The 17,390-nt window shown below is 46.3% G+C and carries 11 protein-coding genes and 1 pseudogene; 4 read left to right on the top strand and 8 right to left on the bottom strand.

Going from position 1 to position 17,390, the window contains the following annotated elements; all coding sequences use genetic code 11:
- Positions 1-147: 147 nt before the first annotated feature.
- The 4 genes from dndB to dndE are packed head-to-tail and all read left to right on the top strand — an operon-like array spanning position 148 to position 5,216.
- Entirely contained in the window at positions 148-1,233 is a 1,086-nt protein-coding gene (gene dndB, locus ACX9GU_RS00830) for a DNA sulfur modification protein DndB (protein ID WP_473193558.1), read from the top strand.
- On the top strand, positions 1,230-2,864 hold the full coding sequence (gene dndC / locus ACX9GU_RS00825) for a DNA phosphorothioation system sulfurtransferase DndC (RefSeq protein WP_473193557.1): 1,635 nt from the start codon (positions 1,230-1,232) through the stop codon (positions 2,862-2,864). The genes dndB and dndC overlap by 4 nt, the downstream gene beginning before the upstream one ends.
- Positions 2,854-4,863, top strand: coding sequence for a DNA sulfur modification protein DndD (gene dndD / locus ACX9GU_RS00820; protein WP_473193556.1), 2,010 nt, complete (start codon positions 2,854-2,856; stop codon positions 4,861-4,863). The genes dndC and dndD overlap by 11 nt, the downstream gene beginning before the upstream one ends.
- On the top strand, positions 4,863-5,216 hold the full coding sequence (dndE, locus tag ACX9GU_RS00815) for a DNA sulfur modification protein DndE (RefSeq protein WP_473193555.1): 354 nt from the start codon (positions 4,863-4,865) through the stop codon (positions 5,214-5,216). Before dndD ends, dndE begins: the two co-directional genes overlap by 1 nt.
- 57 nt (positions 5,217-5,273) lie before the next feature.
- Here dndE and ACX9GU_RS00810 read toward each other — a convergent pair whose 3' ends face one another.
- The 8 genes and pseudogenes from ACX9GU_RS00810 to ACX9GU_RS00775 all read right to left on the bottom strand — a co-directional run bounded on the left by ACX9GU_RS00810 (position 5,274) and on the right by ACX9GU_RS00775 (position 17,321).
- Entirely contained in the window at positions 5,274-6,485 is a 1,212-nt protein-coding gene (locus ACX9GU_RS00810) for a DNA phosphorothioation-associated DGQHR protein 1 (RefSeq protein ID WP_473193554.1), read from the bottom strand.
- A complete protein-coding gene (locus tag ACX9GU_RS00805; protein ID WP_172290307.1) occupies positions 6,482-6,973 on the bottom strand; it encodes a hypothetical protein in 492 nt (163 codons plus the stop codon). Before ACX9GU_RS00805 ends, ACX9GU_RS00810 begins: the two co-directional genes overlap by 4 nt.
- A gap of 28 nt (positions 6,974-7,001) precedes the next feature.
- On the bottom strand, positions 7,002-12,086 hold the full coding sequence (dptH, locus tag ACX9GU_RS00800) for a DNA phosphorothioation-dependent restriction protein DptH (protein WP_473193553.1): 5,085 nt from the start codon (positions 12,084-12,086) through the stop codon (positions 7,002-7,004).
- Positions 12,067-13,389, bottom strand: a complete 1,323-nt coding sequence (gene dptG / locus ACX9GU_RS00795; RefSeq protein ID WP_473193552.1) for a DNA phosphorothioation-dependent restriction protein DptG — start codon at positions 13,387-13,389, stop codon at positions 12,067-12,069. Before dptG ends, dptH begins: the two co-directional genes overlap by 20 nt.
- A 4-nt stretch (positions 13,390-13,393) precedes the next feature.
- A complete protein-coding gene (gene dptF, locus ACX9GU_RS00790; protein WP_473193551.1) occupies positions 13,394-15,040 on the bottom strand; it encodes a DNA phosphorothioation-dependent restriction protein DptF in 1,647 nt (548 codons plus the stop codon).
- A gap of 225 nt (positions 15,041-15,265) precedes the next feature.
- Positions 15,266-15,523: pseudogene (locus tag ACX9GU_RS00785) on the bottom strand (tyrosine-type recombinase/integrase); the annotation flags it as partial.
- Between the two features lie 144 nt (positions 15,524-15,667).
- Positions 15,668-16,882, bottom strand: coding sequence for a tyrosine-type recombinase/integrase (locus ACX9GU_RS00780; RefSeq protein WP_473193550.1), 1,215 nt, complete (start codon positions 16,880-16,882; stop codon positions 15,668-15,670).
- Positions 16,869-17,321 carry an Arm DNA-binding domain-containing protein gene (locus ACX9GU_RS00775; RefSeq protein WP_473193549.1) on the bottom strand — a complete coding sequence of 151 codons (453 nt, stop codon included), beginning with the start codon at positions 17,319-17,321 and terminating at the stop codon, positions 16,869-16,871. The genes ACX9GU_RS00780 and ACX9GU_RS00775 overlap by 14 nt, the downstream gene beginning before the upstream one ends.
- Between the last annotated feature and the right edge of the window lie 69 nt (positions 17,322-17,390).

The following is a 17,390-nucleotide window of genomic DNA, read 5'->3' as shown; positions in this document are numbered from 1 at the left end:
ATTCAAAAACTTAGGCTAAAAATCCTCATCGCATCCAAAAATGGAATACAGTACGCAAAAAATCACGTAAAACAGCTACAAATTCCATCGTGAATTACGTAAAATATCACGTAACAGAATTCACTCGATGTTTTATACGGAATACATATGGCTAATGTTGATGCAGACTACTGCTACTCGTTTCCGGCTATACGTGGCATCCAGGCTGGTCGTCCTTTCTACATTGCCACATGCCCAATGCGTATCATTCCGAAAATATTCAGTTTTGATGAAAACGACGTGCCACCAGAACTACGAGCACAGCGCACGCTAAATAAATCACGCATCCCCGAAATGGTGCGTTATCTGCTGGAAAACCCAAAAGATTATGTGTTCTCAGCGCTGACAGCATCCATTGCCGTTGACGTCCAGTTCGATGAATTCCCCGGCACGAACAATCTTGGGACGTTATGCGTACCGATGGATGCGCAAATTTTAATCAACGACGGTCAGCATCGCCGTAAAGCGATTGAAGACGCTTTAGATGCTCGCCCTGAGTTGGGGCAGGATAATATTCCAGTGCTGTTTTTCGTCGATGAAGGCTTAAAACGCAGCCAGCAGATGTTCGCCGATCTGAATAAATACGCCATTCGTCCCAGCCCATCGCTGGCATCGCTGTACGACCATCGTGATGCCAGTTCAAATCTTGCACGTTATCTGGCAATGTCTATAGAGCCGTTCGTCGGGATGACCGAGCTAGAAAAATCCGGTATTAGTCAGCGGTCAAATAAACTATTTACGTTAAGCAGCATCAAACAAGCCACTCGTGCACTGTTGGGTAGAGATCCTAAAGAGGGCAATTTTGAAGAATGTACGCAGATAGCAACCTGCTACTGGCAGGCTATCTATCACGTAATGCCGGACTGGCAGTTAGCTGCGAAAAAAGAGGTTTCACCGGTTCAGCTACGGCAGGACTATGTTCACGCTCACGGTATAGGTTTGCAAGCACTAGGACAACTGGGGTATGCCTTGCTGAAGGACTATCCAGAGCAATGGCCCGAGAAAATTGCCGAACTCAAAACCTTTAACTGGCGCAGAAACAATCCAGATCTGATCAAACGCGCAATGCAGCACGGTAAGCTGAGTAAAACCAGTACGGCGATCCAACTGACCTGCAATGCGCTAAAAACAGCGCTCTCAATTCCGCTCACTCCTGAAGAACAGGAGCTTGAAGCTCAAATGGTTGTCTCATGAGTAAATTAGTTCAGGCCTTCGATCTGGCCGAATACGAAGATTTTATTAATCAGGAGCAGTTCGCCGGACGCCCTCTGGCCGAATATGTTGCCGAAGTACAAAGAATTTATTGTGCGGACAAGCGTCCGTGGGTAATTGGCTACAGCGGTGGGAAAGACTCTTCCGCCGTGATCACGCTAGTGTATCTAGCATTGCTCGGCCTGCCCCCGGAAATGCGCAGCAAAGATGTTTTTTTGGTGTCATCCGATACGCTGGTGGAAACGCCAGTGGTTGTGGATCTGATTAAGAAAACGATGTTGCAGATTGAGGCTGGCGCAAAGCGTATTGGCCTGCCGATCACTCAACATGCCGTGATGCCAAAAACCCATGAGACGTTCTGGGTTAATTTGCTGGGGAAAGGTTATCCGGCCCCAACCCGGAGTTTTCGCTGGTGTACTGAACGGATGAAGATCAATCCGGTGAGCGACTTTATTAAAGATAAGGTCAGCCAGTTTGATGAGGTGATTGTTGTCCTCGGCTCACGTAGTAGCGAGAGTGCCTCCCGTGCGCAGGTCATCGCAAAGCACAAAATTGATGGCTCACGCCTGGCCCGGCATACCACGCTGGCAAATGCGTTTATCTATACCCCTATTGATACTTGGGATGTAGAAGACGTCTGGAAACTGCTGCGCGGCGCGTTCCGCTATGCTCCTGAAGATATCGACGAATGGGAAAGCCCGTGGGGTGGAAACAACCGTCCTCTGTGGACGCTGTATATGGACTCTTCCGCACAGGGTGAGTGTCCCCTGGTGATCGACGAAAGTACCCCCTCTTGCGGGAACTCTCGTTTTGGCTGCTGGACCTGTACCGTAGTCACCAAAGATAAGGCGATGGAAAGTCTGATCAAAAATGGTGAAGAGTGGATGTCGCCGTTGCTGAAATATCGTGATCTGCTGGCGTTTACCACCGATCCGGTGAATAAAGACACCTATCGCAACTATAAACGCCGCACCGGTAAGGTGAGCTATCAGTACGCTAAAGACGGCGAAGATCGCAGCGCAGAGCGTAAGCATGTTCCTGGCCCCTACTGGCTCAAATACCGTCAGCAGTGGTTAAAAGATTTACTGGAAATTGAGCGCGATTTAAACGCCCAGGGCCACACGATTACATTAATTACCCAGCCAGAGCTACACGCTATCCGTCAGGAATGGTTGAAAGATCCTAATGAGCCAGACTGGCACGACACTTTGCCGGGTATTTACCGCGAGATATATCAGCAGGATCTGAACTGGGTGGTTGACGATCAGTCGCGCTTTGACGCCAGCGATGCTGATTTGCTGGCCCAGATAACACAAGGATTTGACGTAGTACCTGAAATGGTGATGAAACTGATAGAGCTAGAAACTTCTATGGAAGGGTTAAGTCGTCGTCAGGGGATTTTTGACAAGCTCGGCACAATTTTGAAGCAGGACTGGGGCAGCCTGGAAGAGATCCAGCAGCAACAAGCAACACTGCAAAAACGCAACGATCGGGATATTCATCAGGACGAAGTTGAAAAGCTGGAAGATGAACTCCAGATTTTACAGCGCAGAATTGTCGATGCGGGTGAATCATCCGTGCTTGTCGATGAGGAAAATGAACGTGCTCATTAAGCAACTGGTATTACATAATTTTCGGGTATTTAGTGGTACACATACCATCGATCTAACTCCCAGAAAGCGCCCGCATGAAGTAAACCCTCGTCCGATTGTGCTGTTTGGTGGTTTAAATGGCGCAGGGAAAACGTCTATTTTGTCGGCAATTCGACTGGCACTGTATGGGCGTTTAGCGTTTGGCCCGGCAATGCAGCAGCAGGAGTATGTTGAACAACTCGGTGCACTGGTGCACAACGGGACGTATACAGCAGAGCGTCCGGATGAGGCCGCAGTAGAACTAACCTTTACCTACAACCAAAACGGCCATGAGACTGAATTCACCGTCACGCGTAGCTGGAAGAAAGGAAAGAAAGATCGTCTCTCTTTGCAGCAGGATGGACAACCGCGTAGTGAACTCAGCTATGACCAGTGTCAGGGATTTTTGAATGAATTAATTCCTCACGGTGTTGCCGATCTTTTCTTTTTTGATGGAGAGAAGATTGCAGAGCTGGCGGAAGATGAATCCGGCAATATTCTGCGTACAGCGGTGCGTCGTTTGTTGGGACTGGATCTGATCGCCAGACTGCAAAACGACCTGATGATTTTTGTCAAACGCCAGCAAACCGCGCAGTTAGGAGGCTCCCAGCAACAGCAGGTCGAGGTGCTTGAGACAAAGATTAAAACTCTCGCCGGTCAGGCAGAGAAATTGCTGGAAGAGGCCGATTTCGTCAACTCACGAATTGAATTTTTATCCCAGGACATTATTCGCCATGAGGGATTGTTAAATGCGCAGGGCGGCGCATTTGCCCAGACCAAAGCACAGGAAAAACAGAAAGTTGAAACGCTGTTAAAAGAAAAAGAGCGTCTGGAAAAAGCGTTACGACAGGAATGCGACGGATCGTTGCCCTATGCGTTAGCGCCTAATATGTTGTCGCGGTTGCTGGAAAAAATTGCCAATGAAGCACAGATCAAGCAGGCGAAAAATTTTGAGACGGAGTTAAATCAATTTTTAACGCAACTCAAAAGTGATATCGCGTTCCGTTCCAGCAGCGAGAGTAGTACCAGAGCCATTGCTACCGAAGCAATTACCAATAATTTGGACGCATATATGGCAGCCAAACCAAAAGGTGATTTGCTGTTTGATATTTCTGAACGTGAAGCCGGTATGCTCCAGCAGTCCATTGAGCAGGACAGCAAAAAAGCATGGCAGCGTTTTGATATGTACCGCCATCAATTAGCGGATATTGAACAACAACTGGAGCAAGCCGCAGCTAATATTGCTCGCGCCCCGGAAGACGAGCAGTTAATGGATCTCTTTGCAGCATTACGCGATCTCGATCATAAGCGTGAAAAACAGCGGCAAAAATATCGCTCATTGCTAGAAGAGGCTAAACGAACGAAACAGCAGCAACTGGACTTTGTTCGTCAGGTACAGAAAGCACATGACATAACCCGTAGCCAACATGGTTTGAGCAGCGCATTTAAAAATGCGCAGGAGACCATTAACCTGCTCGATTACTACAGTGATGTGTTAACGCAGGCGCGAGTGAAAAAGTTATCTGCTAACTTTGAAATAGCCTACCACAAACTTGCTCGTAAAGAGGATTTACAGCTTAATGCGCACATAAATCCACAGACATTTGATGTTGAACTGGTGGATGAAAAGGGTTCGGTGATTAATCGTAAGCTGCTTTCTGCGGGTGAAAAGCAGATTTATGCGATTGCTATTCTTGAGGCGCTGGCAAAAACCTCTGGGCGTGATTTCCCGGTGATTATTGATACACCGTTAGGGCGTCTGGATTCTCAGCACCGGGATAAGTTGATTAATCATTATTTCCCGGAGGCCAGCCATCAGGTTGTGCTGCTATCCACCGATACTGAAGTGGACGAGCGTTATTTCGTCGATCGACTGCGTGATGATATTTCTCATGCTTATGAGATTGTGTTTAATGCGCATACCAAATCATCTGCGCTGAAACCCGGTTATTTCTGGGAACTAACTAAGGAGGCTGTCTGATGCTCCCGAATCGAATGGTGCTTAGTCGTCAGACTGAAGACCAGCTCAAGAAGTTAAAAGGATATACTGGGATTACGCCAAATGTCGCGGCTCGACTGGCATTTTTCCGCTCGGTGGAGAGTGAGTTTCGCTATTCGCCTGAGCGGGATAGTAAGAAGCTGGATGGCTCGCTAGTGCTGGATAAAATTACGTGGCTTGGGGAAACACTGCAAGCTACGGAGTTGGTATTAAGGATGCTTTACCCGCAGATAATGCAGAAAGATATGATTAAGGTATGGGCGGCGCATGTTGAGGATGGGATTGCTGCGTTGAGGAATCATCGGAGTTTAAAGGGTTTGGTTCAAGTACTATAAAAACTCGCAAGGTCTGAGCATGTTTTTTTCATATCAGGCCTTGCGAAATATATCATCCTATTCGAGTAACCTCACATAGTCGTTATAATCTTTGTGTTCAACTAGATCAGTAAGAGATTTCAATTTTAATTTAATCAATGATATGTTCTTCATTCGTGTTGCACCAATTCCTGATGCAGTAAAGAAAATATCAGAAAAATCAATATCCACAAGCAGTTCTAATTTTTCATCAATACCATTTAGCTCATAATCAGATGTCGACAGTAAATATTGCCTAAGAATTTCAAACTGCGTTTGAAAACCGATTGTTTTTAATAAATAGCTGTTATCCGATTGATGAATCCATAATATTTCTTTGATTTTAGTGAAATATTTTCTTATTATCCCTTCAATTTCATCGTCTTTATATTCTATATATAAATCTCTTAACGGCTGGGAAATCATTTTTCTTGACAGAGCACTTCGGCCATTTTTATTTTTGAAGTTAAGAAGTTCATCTCTATCCTTCTTGGGATTATTAGTTATCAATTTCATCACACCATCAACAATAGTTGATAGAGAAATTAATTTCATAGAGGAACTAGTATCATCAATGTCGGAAGGCGCCCCTAGCTTTATTTTATCTTTCAAAGGTTCACAATATTTATTTAATCTTCTAGCTATAAATACAGCTAATTTCTCTGGTGACCATTCTTTCTTATCTTCTTCTTCAACTCTAAATCCATATAAATCATATGCAAGGCTTTTATTAACATTTTTTTGATTAAAATTGATGGTAGCAAAAATATATGCTTGATATGGCGCAGGAAGATCAATAAATACAGAACATAAAAGTTCCATATTTTCACGTTCTGAATACCCAAACCCTGATAGTCGATGCTGCCCATCAATTATTGTTGCTACAACATTGTTTTCCGAAGGTATAACTAATGTATATAAATCCCCATTCTTTTCTATTCGCCATCTAATATCATAATCCTCGACCAAATTCCCGTCCTTATCAAAATTGGCACCAAGAATTATAGAATTTGGGAATGTTGACTCAACACTATCAATATATTGGCCTATTTGTTTGCTACGTTTTAAATCCAACTCACGCTGGTTACCTTTTAAAAGCGAAAAGATACCTTCTTGAAGATCAGATTTTTTATATTCAGCTCTAGAGCTAAAAGCAACTTTTGATAATAGATCCGAACGCATAGAAACTGCATAAAATGATCCAATTGGTTGCTCTATTTTAATTGCTGGAAGTCTGATTTCATTACTCATACGCTCCCCCCAAGCATCTCATTAATGCCTTTTGGATCATATCTTGATGTATTAACATGGTTAAGCAGCCAAACTAACATTGTAAAAAATAAAGAGATATGAACCCAACCCATCCCCCAGAATAATGGAGTCCCATTTGTTACAACACCTTTAACATATCCGATGCACAATAATATCACACCTAGCAAAACTATTAATTTAGTTACTCCAGGAGATTTAGCGTCATCATTTTTATCCATAAAAAGCCTTGCTTCTAATATTATAAACAATGTCACAAGACCAAATGTTAAAACATTCATTGGATCAAAAACTGCATTCGCACCAGAAGCCCCTAAAAAAGGAGGAAGCCATAGCCCCATACTTCCCAGGAAAAAATATGCAATAAACTCTCGCCAGAAAGAAAGAGCACACACAGCATTTACACATCTTATCCCAGTAGACTTAATGTAACTGTCACTTGATGTAATAGTATTAGAGTCATCACTCATCTAACACCTCCATAAATCATAACTAGAATCATATCAGCTCCCAAAAAGCCCGATCACGCATCTTCTTAACCTGCTTATCCCCATCAACATATAGGCTAAAATGCTTCTCAAGTTGCCGAATCTGCCCCATCAAAGACTCCTGCTCACCTTTATCATCAACGTTAAATACCGCCTTGATATCTGCATTCCTAATCTCTGAAACACGATGGATCACCCAGGTTAAAATATAGGAAGCATAATTATTTTCCCCGGTCTTAAAGTGAGTGATCTCCTGCGTTGACAGGATCGCACCAACGCCATACTCACGGCCTTCTTTTAGGATCTTACGCAGGCTGGCAAAATCCTGACGCATAAAGTTATCGGCTTCGTCCACCAGAATCATTTTGGTGAGCTGACGATAATCCCCCCGAACCACTGGTTTACCGCGTTTTTGCATCTGCGCATAAAACAGATCCAGCGTGAGCGCGACTACCAGGTTTTGCACTTCTGGCGGGTAGCCAGCCAGTTCAATCACGGTGACGCCGTCAATCAATTCGTACAAACTGGTCATCTTCTCCGGGATGGTCTCGAATATCTTGTAACGCGCCAGTTTAGAAAGTGCTGCGTAAAGTGAATCCTCTTCAACCTTCTCCTGATCGAGGAAGCGCTGCCATACATCTTCAATCGTCGGCGCAGTCCTTGACCATGTTGTCGGATCTTCTGGCGAAATGCCTGCCGCTTCGTAGCATTCTAAAATCAGATTTTCTAATTTGAGCTGCTGCTTATGGCCCAACCCATAAGCTTTCGCCATCGTTTCCGATAGTCCACCAGCGGTATGGATTGGTAGCATTGGCGTATCGCCAAACAGGGATAAGGGGTTGTAAGGCAGCTTAAATAACTTGTACTTTTTGGCACCCGTTGCATCAAGAAAAGCCGCATCCACATAGTCTGATTTGTAGTCGAAGATCAGCAAACCGATAGGTTTACCATCAACGTTACAGGACTGATTATGCATCAACTGTGTGACCAGCGATTTAGTAAACTGGGTTTTACCGGTGCCCATCGTTCCAATTATGCCGGTATTGGTATTCATGAACTTGGCGGTGTTGGTTGGCTCCCAATATAACGGGCTCTGACGCACAGCATCATGACCAAACAGGATCTGTAATGGAGTATCGCTAATATCAGGTGTCGCCACCGGTACAGCAGGCTGTAACGACTCCGGTTCCGAAATGGGCTGTGCAGCAGTCGCCGTTGTGACTTCAACCACGACTTCGGGTTGTGACGGACTGGCATCACAATCAGATTTAAGTCGGTATTTTTCCGGCACCCGGTAACGTTCCGCCAACGGTGGTTCATCCCCCTGCGCGGCAATCAGCGATGGTAACAGTGAATAAGGGATTTCGATCTGTAAGATATTCTCCGTCGTCTCTTTATAAGAAAGGTCGAAGCAGGTTCCGCTGTCCACATGCGCTACGACAAAGCCATCCACATAGTCGGCCAACTCACCTAACTGATAGTCCCCCGTTAACCACCATTCACGTCTCTCCAGCAAGGGAGCCAGTTTGTCACTGTCCAGCACACCGTACAGACGCAGTTTTTCCACCTGCATCAGCACCTGGCGAATAAAGAGCGCCCGGTACAGTTGTGATGCCAGCGTTTGTGGTTCCAGAATATCTTGCTGTAAGTAGCGCTTTAGCTCACGAGCTTGTTGGCCTGCATAGCTGTAGTCAGGTCGCGCTCCGGTTTTAACTTCCAGCGGCAACATATAGAGGCAGTTTTCTTTGAATCCGACAAAGAGCACATCATCAGAGATCGCACCTTTACGATACCCCTGCAAATTCCTCGATAAATCGCTCTCTTTCATTTTCAACCCGACGTTGCCGGACACGCGGATCATTTCAGCCACCGATAGCGGAACCCAGCAAATATCGGACTGGTACAGCATAGATTGCACAAATTTGTACGCGCCAATAATGCCGTGTTTCTCTTTACGCTCCCTTTCACTGGAGCGCAGCATTTTCAGCAGCCATTCGCCGTTAAAAGCGTTAAATTCAGCCAGCAGATGCTGACTGTCAACACCGGGTTGCCCGGACTGACTTCCGGTCTGGAGCAGACGTAGGAACAGATCAACCTGTTTCGTTACGGTGACAGCATCGTAGCCTGCACAACTAGTGTACTGGTCAGAATAGTGGATAAGAACCACATCTTTCTGGCTGGTGAAAAAGTCGAGAGTGACTTTAGGATCAATGATGGTGGTCCAGAGCGCGCTGTTGTAGGAGTAGTTGAGTAGCTGTTTAAAATTGCCACTCACGGCCAGACCAATCCCTTGTCCGTGGTACTGACTGTTACTCTGACGCGCGGGTTGCCACAGGCAGCCGACTAATCGGGCAAGACGCAGGGCGCAGTAGGGCTTGGTATCCACACCACGCAGACCAAACGCGGTAAAGTAGGCATCCCCCTGCGTTTCAGCACCTTCTCCTGCGATCAGCCCATGGCACAGTACCCCACTGGACGCATCTTCAATGCGGATCTGGCGGCAATCCACCGGTGCCGTATTAGTGAAAAAAGCCAGGTGTGCATAGGCCAGCTTGTCGCTTTCTGACGGCAGGACAAATTTGCTGAATGTTAACCGGCTGCGCAGCAAGTCAATCAGCATATCGGCTTCCGACCGCCATACACCGCTGTTCAGATCGAGATCGTTTTTAAGCTGTTCATAGCTGCCACTTTCGGCAAAATGATCGAACATGTTGGGCAGTAAGCGTTCATCGTAGCAGTTCACATGTATCGAAATAGCATGCTCTTTTTCCTGCTTAAAATACTCCACTAATCCCAGAAACAGCTCTTTGGCGTTCCCCTGATTAATGGCATTGATAATCAACGCATTGTTTCCGGCGCTCTGGAAAAGTCGGGCGTAGGCGTCCGTGAACTCATTGAGTTTGTCTTTTACCAGACGTTTAACGTAGTCATGGCTGACTTGCCGCTGGGGAATTGCATCAATCCAAAAGCGGTTTTCCTCCACAGGCTGTAATTGTGCGTATTCATGCTCACTGTGGTAAACAAACGGCATTAAACCGGAAACCATCAAGCGATCGAGAGTAATCAGCGGTAGTGTGGAAAATGAAGCTGAAGCGTGCTGCTCCAACTCCGCAACGATGGTATCTGCCAGCTGTAGATGGTAAGCCAGCACTAACGGATGCAGCGGTGAAAGGCGCTCATGACTATCAACGCGGCAGATCCCCAGATGCAGAAGGCGTTTCTCCTGCGCCGTCAGCGCTCTGCTCAGGCCGATTTGCTGGAGAGCCTGCTCAAACGTCGTAACAATGTAACTGACCAGCGTGCGGTATTCCGCTGACCACGACACCAGGCTCGGCAGGGTACTACGACGCTGATAGTAGGCAAATAACTGCTCATAGGCACTATGGAGAGCGGAGTAGTTGGCAAGAAGTTCATCCAGCTTGAACTCGCTATCGTCATTTCCCGTCCCTAGCAGACGTCGCTCAATTAATGAGGCTTCCAGTATTAATAACTGCTGGCGAACACCGACAACCTTGTGTTCGGTATTATCGAGAATGATACGCCCTTTCAGTCGGTTCCAGGTTGCATTACCCTCTTCTTTGAAAAGCTTATTAAAACGACTCTGGTCGAAAAGCAGCGGTAGCGTTAACCCTTCTTCAGCCCCCGGCCCCTCGATGTTAAACGACAGGCGGGATTCGCCGGAAACGAGCGCAAACTGAACCAGGTCACTTTGATTCGCCAGCGTCTCAAAATTCACTTGGGCATAATGCTGGCTGTCTATGTCTTCGCTCTCGTCATCCAGCATACAGGTAAGGCTGCCCGACTCAGCAATGCGCAGCACATTATCTTCCAATTGGAGCGTTATTTGCCCTTCCCCTTTACCGGGTTCAACGCGGAAACAGTGCTGAATATCATTTAGCCAGAATTGCCCCTGCTCTACCAGCAGCAGGCGGAACTTATACTCTTCGGCAGAATTATTGCGGTTGATCAGTTCAAGACTAAAGAAGCAGGGACGCCCATCAAAAGGCACCGACGCCATAATGCGGGAGGTCTTGCCCCCCGCTCGGCTGGTGCGCCAGAAAGACGCGTTTTTTAACTGGCGATGATGGGCAATCTTTATCTGATTATCCTGAAGGTCGTTACCCTGAAAACTGAACTCCAGCTCAGCTTTTGATTGTCCGGGCGGTACCTGCACCAGCAGACTGATATCGCGTTTGCCCGCCTTGCTGGCGCTTTTTGCCCGTTGCCAAACCTCTCCGTTTTCGACAGAAACATTCTCCAGCACAAGTTTCTGTTCGCTGTTCTGTTCTTTCTCTTTCCTATAGACGGAAAAATCAAGCTCACGCCAGTCCTCTTTATCGACAAAGTGTTCCTGAATGAATTTCGTACTGAATTCGGTCAGCACATTTTCTAATTGTCCGCTGTAGCGTTCAACACTGTCTTCTATCTGGCGATATAATTTACGGTTTTCATTCAGCCTGGTGCGCAGCTGTTTCTGACTATAGTTCAGTAGTTCATCATCTTTAAATAGATGAAGCTCGGAGAAATTCAGATTGCCATCATCCAGCAGACGATACAACGACGAGAAACCAAATACGGTAGCACCTTCATCCAGTACCGTCACCAGTTGATCATCCAGCAAGCAGCGGGACAATTCCGAATGGTTACTATCGGTAGTAATGAGCTTTTCCAGTTGATGGCTGAAGGTTTGTGGGAACCAGATAGCATCCGGTGCCGCCACGTCTTTCGTGCTGTTAATCAGGGTATCGAGCATGCTGTTGTGAATAATCAACAGTGCCGTTTGGGCAAAAATACCGCTGCGCCCTGCCACTTCATCGCGCAAATGGGAAATATAGTTTTCCGTAAATGCCGGTGCCTCAGCACTGTGCAATACCGGAATGAGCTGAACGCCATTGCAGGGGAGGTAATCAATATGTTGCCCCGGCGCGATCTCCAGCCGATTTCCATCCGCCAAGGAGACAAATGCCTGCCAGAGTTTTAAGGCATTATCGGGATCGGGAGATTTAAACTGGTAACGCTCGCCCGGCAGAATGATGCCGCCAACCCATTCAATAAAGGTTTCCGCCAGATAGGTTTCATACTGTTTTACGGACATATACGGCATCTCCACTGTCACTCATTCGCTCTACATTTCCCATGCGTTCATAAAACGACACCAGCGTTTGCGCCGACTGGTTATCCAGATAAAAGCCGCGTTGTTCAAAACCGCGCAGCAGTTCATGCAGGCGGAGTTTGTCATTTTTTCCCACGGTGAGGTTAGTTAGTAAAAGCAGGCGATCCTGATTCAGCACCAGTACTTTTCCCGCCCGACCGCGCACCTGAATGAAGTCAGTACAAATCTGATTTTCCAGCTCGTTGACGTATTTACGGTTCACTGTCGCACGGTCAGTTTTTTTACCCTGGAACTGCTCTACAGCTACGGATAATAACTGTTTGAAGGCACCTTCCAGGTTTGTAGCATGTTCACGAAGCGGGAGGCCGCGATCCACAATAAAGTCTTGTAAATAGACGTTAAGGTCATTTAATACCTGAGAAGATGAGTCAGAATCATTCAGAGTATCCTGATAAATTTGCCATAGCGGACGCTTTTTCTTTCCTTTACCCCATTGCAAAACCTCCAGCGCAGAGAGCACCGGGAAAAGTTTTTCACTTTGGCTGGCGAACAGTTTATAGCCATAACGCTTAACTTTCTCCCGTTCCGAGCTAGCTTTTTCGCTATCAAGAATAAAAAAAAGCGATTTGCTTTGTGGTTCGCCTTCCTGCCAATTGTCCAGATTGAGCGCGAGTTGAGCACACCAGCTAAAGGCGTACAAACGCAGGGTGTTCGTTAATTCCTGTAAAAGGTACTGTGGATGTTCCGCCAGAAACACCAGATCGGACTGAAAACACGTTACCATATACGGAAGATAGGATTGCTCTTCGGCAAACGGCCCTTTCCCCAATAACTTTATTTTTTCATTGAGCTTATTAAGCATCTTCTGCTCAATGTAGTTCAGTCTGTCCTGTATGGGATAACGAAGGCTGAAATCGCCCATCAAATTGGCAAACAGCGTACCAAGACGTTTATCTGCCGTTGAACCCGCACTTATTTTTTCACCGGAAAACTGGGCATGAAAGAGTAAAAAAAGTGGGGAGACACGGAAAATATCTTGACTGGAAAAATACATTCTCTCCAGCACCGACCAGAAGGTAGGCTCATCAAGCATCTCCTGCAAATGTGTTTTGCAATCATCACGGAATTGGTCGGGATCGTAGGCTTCGATTTTTCGCTTCAGGGCATAGCTAAGGACCAGACCGGTGACAAATTGCCAGTTAACATCGTTATTTTTATTTCGTACTGGCAGGTAACTATCCAGTTGATTGTTACCCACTTTTAACGCAGTTGCGATAGGATACATTCTACTACCCCTCCATCCCGCTAATAGTGATCATATCGTCATCCGCCTTTGCGCGATAAACCCGTTTCCCACCATCATAAAATTTAATTTCGCTGCTGGATTTAGCCTGTTCCGCAATCAGCTCAACAATTTCATCCAGTAACACGATTGCATTTTTATCGTATTTATTCGGACGATATCCATTATTCAGCTTGTCCAATAGTTCAAACAAATTAAGTCCGATATGGATTTTCGGCAGTGGGTTTTGCCCCACTTTCAAATAAACATCGAAGCCGGTTGAATGAGCCGTATGTTTATTTCTGATGGCGTCCCAGTCAGGCTTCACCTCTACCGGTGCAGTTATTTTAACCCCGCCAAATTCACCCAAAAAGAACTCTTCTTTTTGCATACTTAATTCAGGTGCTTTACGGTTAGCGTAGCGCTGGATACCCGCGATAAGTTCAAAAGCATAGAAGCGATTCAGTGATTTTTTCTGTTCTGAGTCTGCAGTATAGTTTCTATGCAGATGCCAGATTTCTGAGTAACGTTCAAACAGCGATTCGTTAAAGAATGCTGAAAATTTCCGGTGGTAATCATTTCCCAGCGATTCGTGTTGTAGCAGCCAAAAAAGCCGGACCAACGAGGTTGCGTCACCAGGCTTAACACACTGGCGATCAAACTTAATATGCAACGGCTCAATTGCGGCTAAAAAATCGTCGAGTTCGGCGTCAACCAGTCCAAGCTCATAGCGCAAAATGAACTGATCAAGTTCATAGGTGTGCAATCTGGCAGGATCAAAATCGGAAACTTTTTTAATCAGGTCATTTTCTGCACCGGTGAAAAGGTTATCAAATAAGTAACCAGGCCCCATTAGCAGGTGATGTAAAAAATCCAGCAGTGTTCTGGTCGTTACAAACTGGTCTTTAATTAACCGAGCTTTAAATAGCTGCGTAATTAAAACATTCTGCACGCCAGGTAAGCAAAGCAATTTATAGTTCGAAACCTCTTTAAGATCTGGACTGACTAACTCATCGCGCCGAAAAATAAACTGGAATAAATTATTATCATCATCACGGGTTAAATTATCTAATAAGGTTTTAATAAATGATGAGTATTGTTTATTTTCGTCAAACTGGAATTTAGGGTAATATTCAAAATCAAAAAATGAACAATTTTCGTAACGGTAAGGGCGGCTTGCGTCCTGCTTAGCTAAAAATGAGTCAATTGCAGACCGGAGCACCTGGTGGCATTCCGCACCTTCTCTGGCAAAATTGGCGAGCATCCCGGTGTTGATGCCAATGAGAAGCGGAGATGATTGCTGATTATGGTTAGTGAACAAATCATTCAAGGCATCAATGGCTGATTGTCGAGGGGCGAAGCTATGCGTAGCATCCAGGTGGAAACTAAATCGCCGCTGATAACGTGGATCTGACTGGCAACGGGTTAAAATTTCGGACTTTCCATCCCCGCTACTACCGCACAAAAAAATGATTTCACCGGGCTTAGCAAAATCTAAATAACGTTGCAATTCAGTTTCAATTTCTTGTTTAACAAAGAGTTGTTCCTTTAACTGATCGAACTCATCCTTCTGGCGGTGTGTAACGGTGGTGACGGAAAACGAAGATGACTTCGCAAGTACACCCAACGCTTTACGTAATGTGATTGCGCTCATAACTTCATGTTCTCTAAAGAATGAATATCCTTATTCTATACAAGCTAACAATTGAGCACCATATGCCTTTTTCTCCAGGTACGCTCAACGGTTTGTAAAATCACCTAGAATCAATATGCAGACATCTACGAGACTATTAACAATCATGGAGTTGCGCCAACTACCACCAACGAGCCTACTTAACAAAGTGTGACGGTAGTCTCTATTGCTTTCTTTTACACCGCCTTAGCACTTTGACGGCGTTGCTATCTTGGCAAAATCAAATGGACTAATCTCTTTCTCTCGATTCGCATCCAGAAAATCAGCCCACCACTACAGTATCAGTCTACGCTCATCAAGATGCTCGGCCTTATGAATATAAGCCGCCCGCACAGAGTTACGCTCCAGATGGCTCATCTGCCGTTCTACTGTATCCCTCGACCACAATCCCGACTCAATCAACGAACTACACGCCATTGCCCTGAAACTGTGGCCGCAGACATCAGCTTTAAAGGGTCATAGCATGTCGGTAAAGTTCAGCCCAAGGCTCTTATTTCATCGAAACCAAAAAAATAAGTTCCCGCGAAAACCAACAGCGCCAGCATCACTGCTGGCACTGCCGGTCCCCTTCAGAAAAACCACATCAACCTAAGCACGACACCCAAACTCCCCATGCACCACATTCCCATCACGCTCCAGATTATCCATATAGTCCGCATACCACTGCAGCATCTCTCGCCGTCCATCCAGATACTTCGCATGGTTGTAAGTACCACGGATGCTGTTCTTATCCACATGGGCAAGCTGTGTCTCAATCCAGGCCGAGTTATACCCTTGCTCATGCAGGATTGTGCTCATGGTGTGGCGGAAACCGTGGCCAGTCAGTCGTCCCTTGTAACCCAATAGCTCGATGACCTGATTGATGCTTTCCTTGCTGATTGGCTTACGCTGATCGTTTCGGCCAATAAACACCAAGGGATAGCCTCCAGTGATCGGCTTGAGAGAGCTGAACAGTTCAACAACCTGCGTTGATAATGGAACAACATGCGGCCGCTTCATTTTCATCACTTCAACCGGTATGTTCCACAGCCCCTTGTCGAAGTCGATATCCTGCCAGCGCGCAAATCTCAGCTCCTGAGTTCTTACACCCGTCAGCATGATGATCTTGGTTGCAGTTTTAGTGATGACACTGCCTGTGTAACCAGATAGATCTTTGAGGAAATATGGCAGTTCCTGAGCCGTCAGGAAGGGGAAGTGCTCCTTCTTCGGCGTCGCCAAAGCACTAGCGAGATCGGGAGCAGGGTTGTAGTTAGCTCTACCGGTGATAATGGCAAAACGAAACACTTCTCCGCAGCGTTGGCGAACCTTACGCATTTTCTCCAGCGCCCCGCGTTTCTCCATTTTGCGCAGCGCTTCCAGCAACTCCATCGGCTTGAGATCGGCAATAGGCCGCTTGCCAATATAAGGGAAGATGTCTTTCTCGAAGGTATCAATGATTTCATCACGGTAGCGCAGTGACCAGCGGTCGGCCTTAGTCTGATGCCACTCGCGGGCGATAGCCTCAAAGGTGTTTTCCGCATTCAGCTTCTGAGCAAGCTTCTCGGCCTTTTTGGTTTCACTAGGGTCACCGCCTGCCACCAGGATCTTTTTGGCCGCATCGCGCTTTTCACGAGCATCTGCCAGTGAAACATCGGGGTAAACGCCAAAGGCAAGACGCTTCTCTTTACCGGCAACCCGGTATTTCATACGCCAGTAACGCGATCCATTCGTAGCCACTTCAACGTATAGCCCCCCGGCGTCACCTAAGCGGTACGGCTTATCTCTGGGCTTTAATGCCCGAACTTTTGCATCAGTTAATGGCATCGTTGTTTCCTCCTGAAAGCAAGAATGCTTTGACGGCCTGAGTTTGCTCCGGCGTAAGCGATAGGGTTTGTTTAGTTGTTTTGATAATCAGCCCACCGGGTTCGGTGAGCGAAAGCTGGAATGCTTGTTTGGCCCGTTCCTGGCGACGTTGTTCTCTCTCCAGAGTTTTATCAATCGCGGGATCATAACCATCATTGAGCTTCGCTCTGGCCTCTTCCCTTAACATGATGGCTTCACTAATCGTGACAGCAGGGAATGTGCCGAACGCCAGGCTCTTCTCCTTCCCGTCAATGCGGTACTTCAGACGCCAGTATTTTGAGCCTGTGGGCTTCACCAGCACATAGAGCCCCCTACCGATAGCAAATTTGTAGGGTTTACTACGGGTATCAAGTGACGCTATTGTTTGATTGTTAATGACTTTTAGCTGTTTTGGTGGCATGTAGTTTTACCCACAGTGGTCGGTGTGCCCAATAGTGCCCCCAGGGGCATATTGATACCAGTAGACTCC

It is taken from the genome of Serratia sp. K1WW1, from assembly GCF_055790865.1.
The sequence above is the reverse complement of the archived record's forward strand: the minus strand, read 5'-3'. Positions and strand labels throughout refer to the sequence as shown.

Bases quoted from the DNA above. Each gene is read 5' to 3' on its own strand.
- dndB (WP_473193558.1), top strand. From the start codon at position 148: ATGGCTAATGTTGATGCAGACTACTGCTACTCGTTTCCGGCTATACGT.
- dndC (WP_473193557.1), top strand. From the start codon at position 1,230: ATGAGTAAATTAGTTCAGGCCTTCGATCTGGCCGAATACGAAGATTTT.
- dndE (WP_473193555.1), top strand. From the start codon at position 4,863: ATGCTCCCGAATCGAATGGTGCTTAGTCGTCAGACTGAAGACCAGCTC.
- ACX9GU_RS00810 (WP_473193554.1), bottom strand. From the start codon at position 6,485: ATGAGTAATGAAATCAGACTTCCAGCAATTAAAATAGAGCAACCAATT.
- ACX9GU_RS00805 (WP_172290307.1), bottom strand. From the start codon at position 6,973: ATGAGTGATGACTCTAATACTATTACATCAAGTGACAGTTACATTAAG.
- dptH (WP_473193553.1), bottom strand. From the start codon at position 12,086: ATGTCCGTAAAACAGTATGAAACCTATCTGGCGGAAACCTTTATTGAA.
- dptG (WP_473193552.1), bottom strand. From the start codon at position 13,389: ATGTATCCTATCGCAACTGCGTTAAAAGTGGGTAACAATCAACTGGAT.
- dptF (WP_473193551.1), bottom strand. From the start codon at position 15,040: ATGAGCGCAATCACATTACGTAAAGCGTTGGGTGTACTTGCGAAGTCA.
- ACX9GU_RS00780 (WP_473193550.1), bottom strand. From the start codon at position 16,882: ATGCCATTAACTGATGCAAAAGTTCGGGCATTAAAGCCCAGAGATAAG.
- ACX9GU_RS00775 (WP_473193549.1), bottom strand. From the start codon at position 17,321: ATGCCACCAAAACAGCTAAAAGTCATTAACAATCAAACAATAGCGTCA.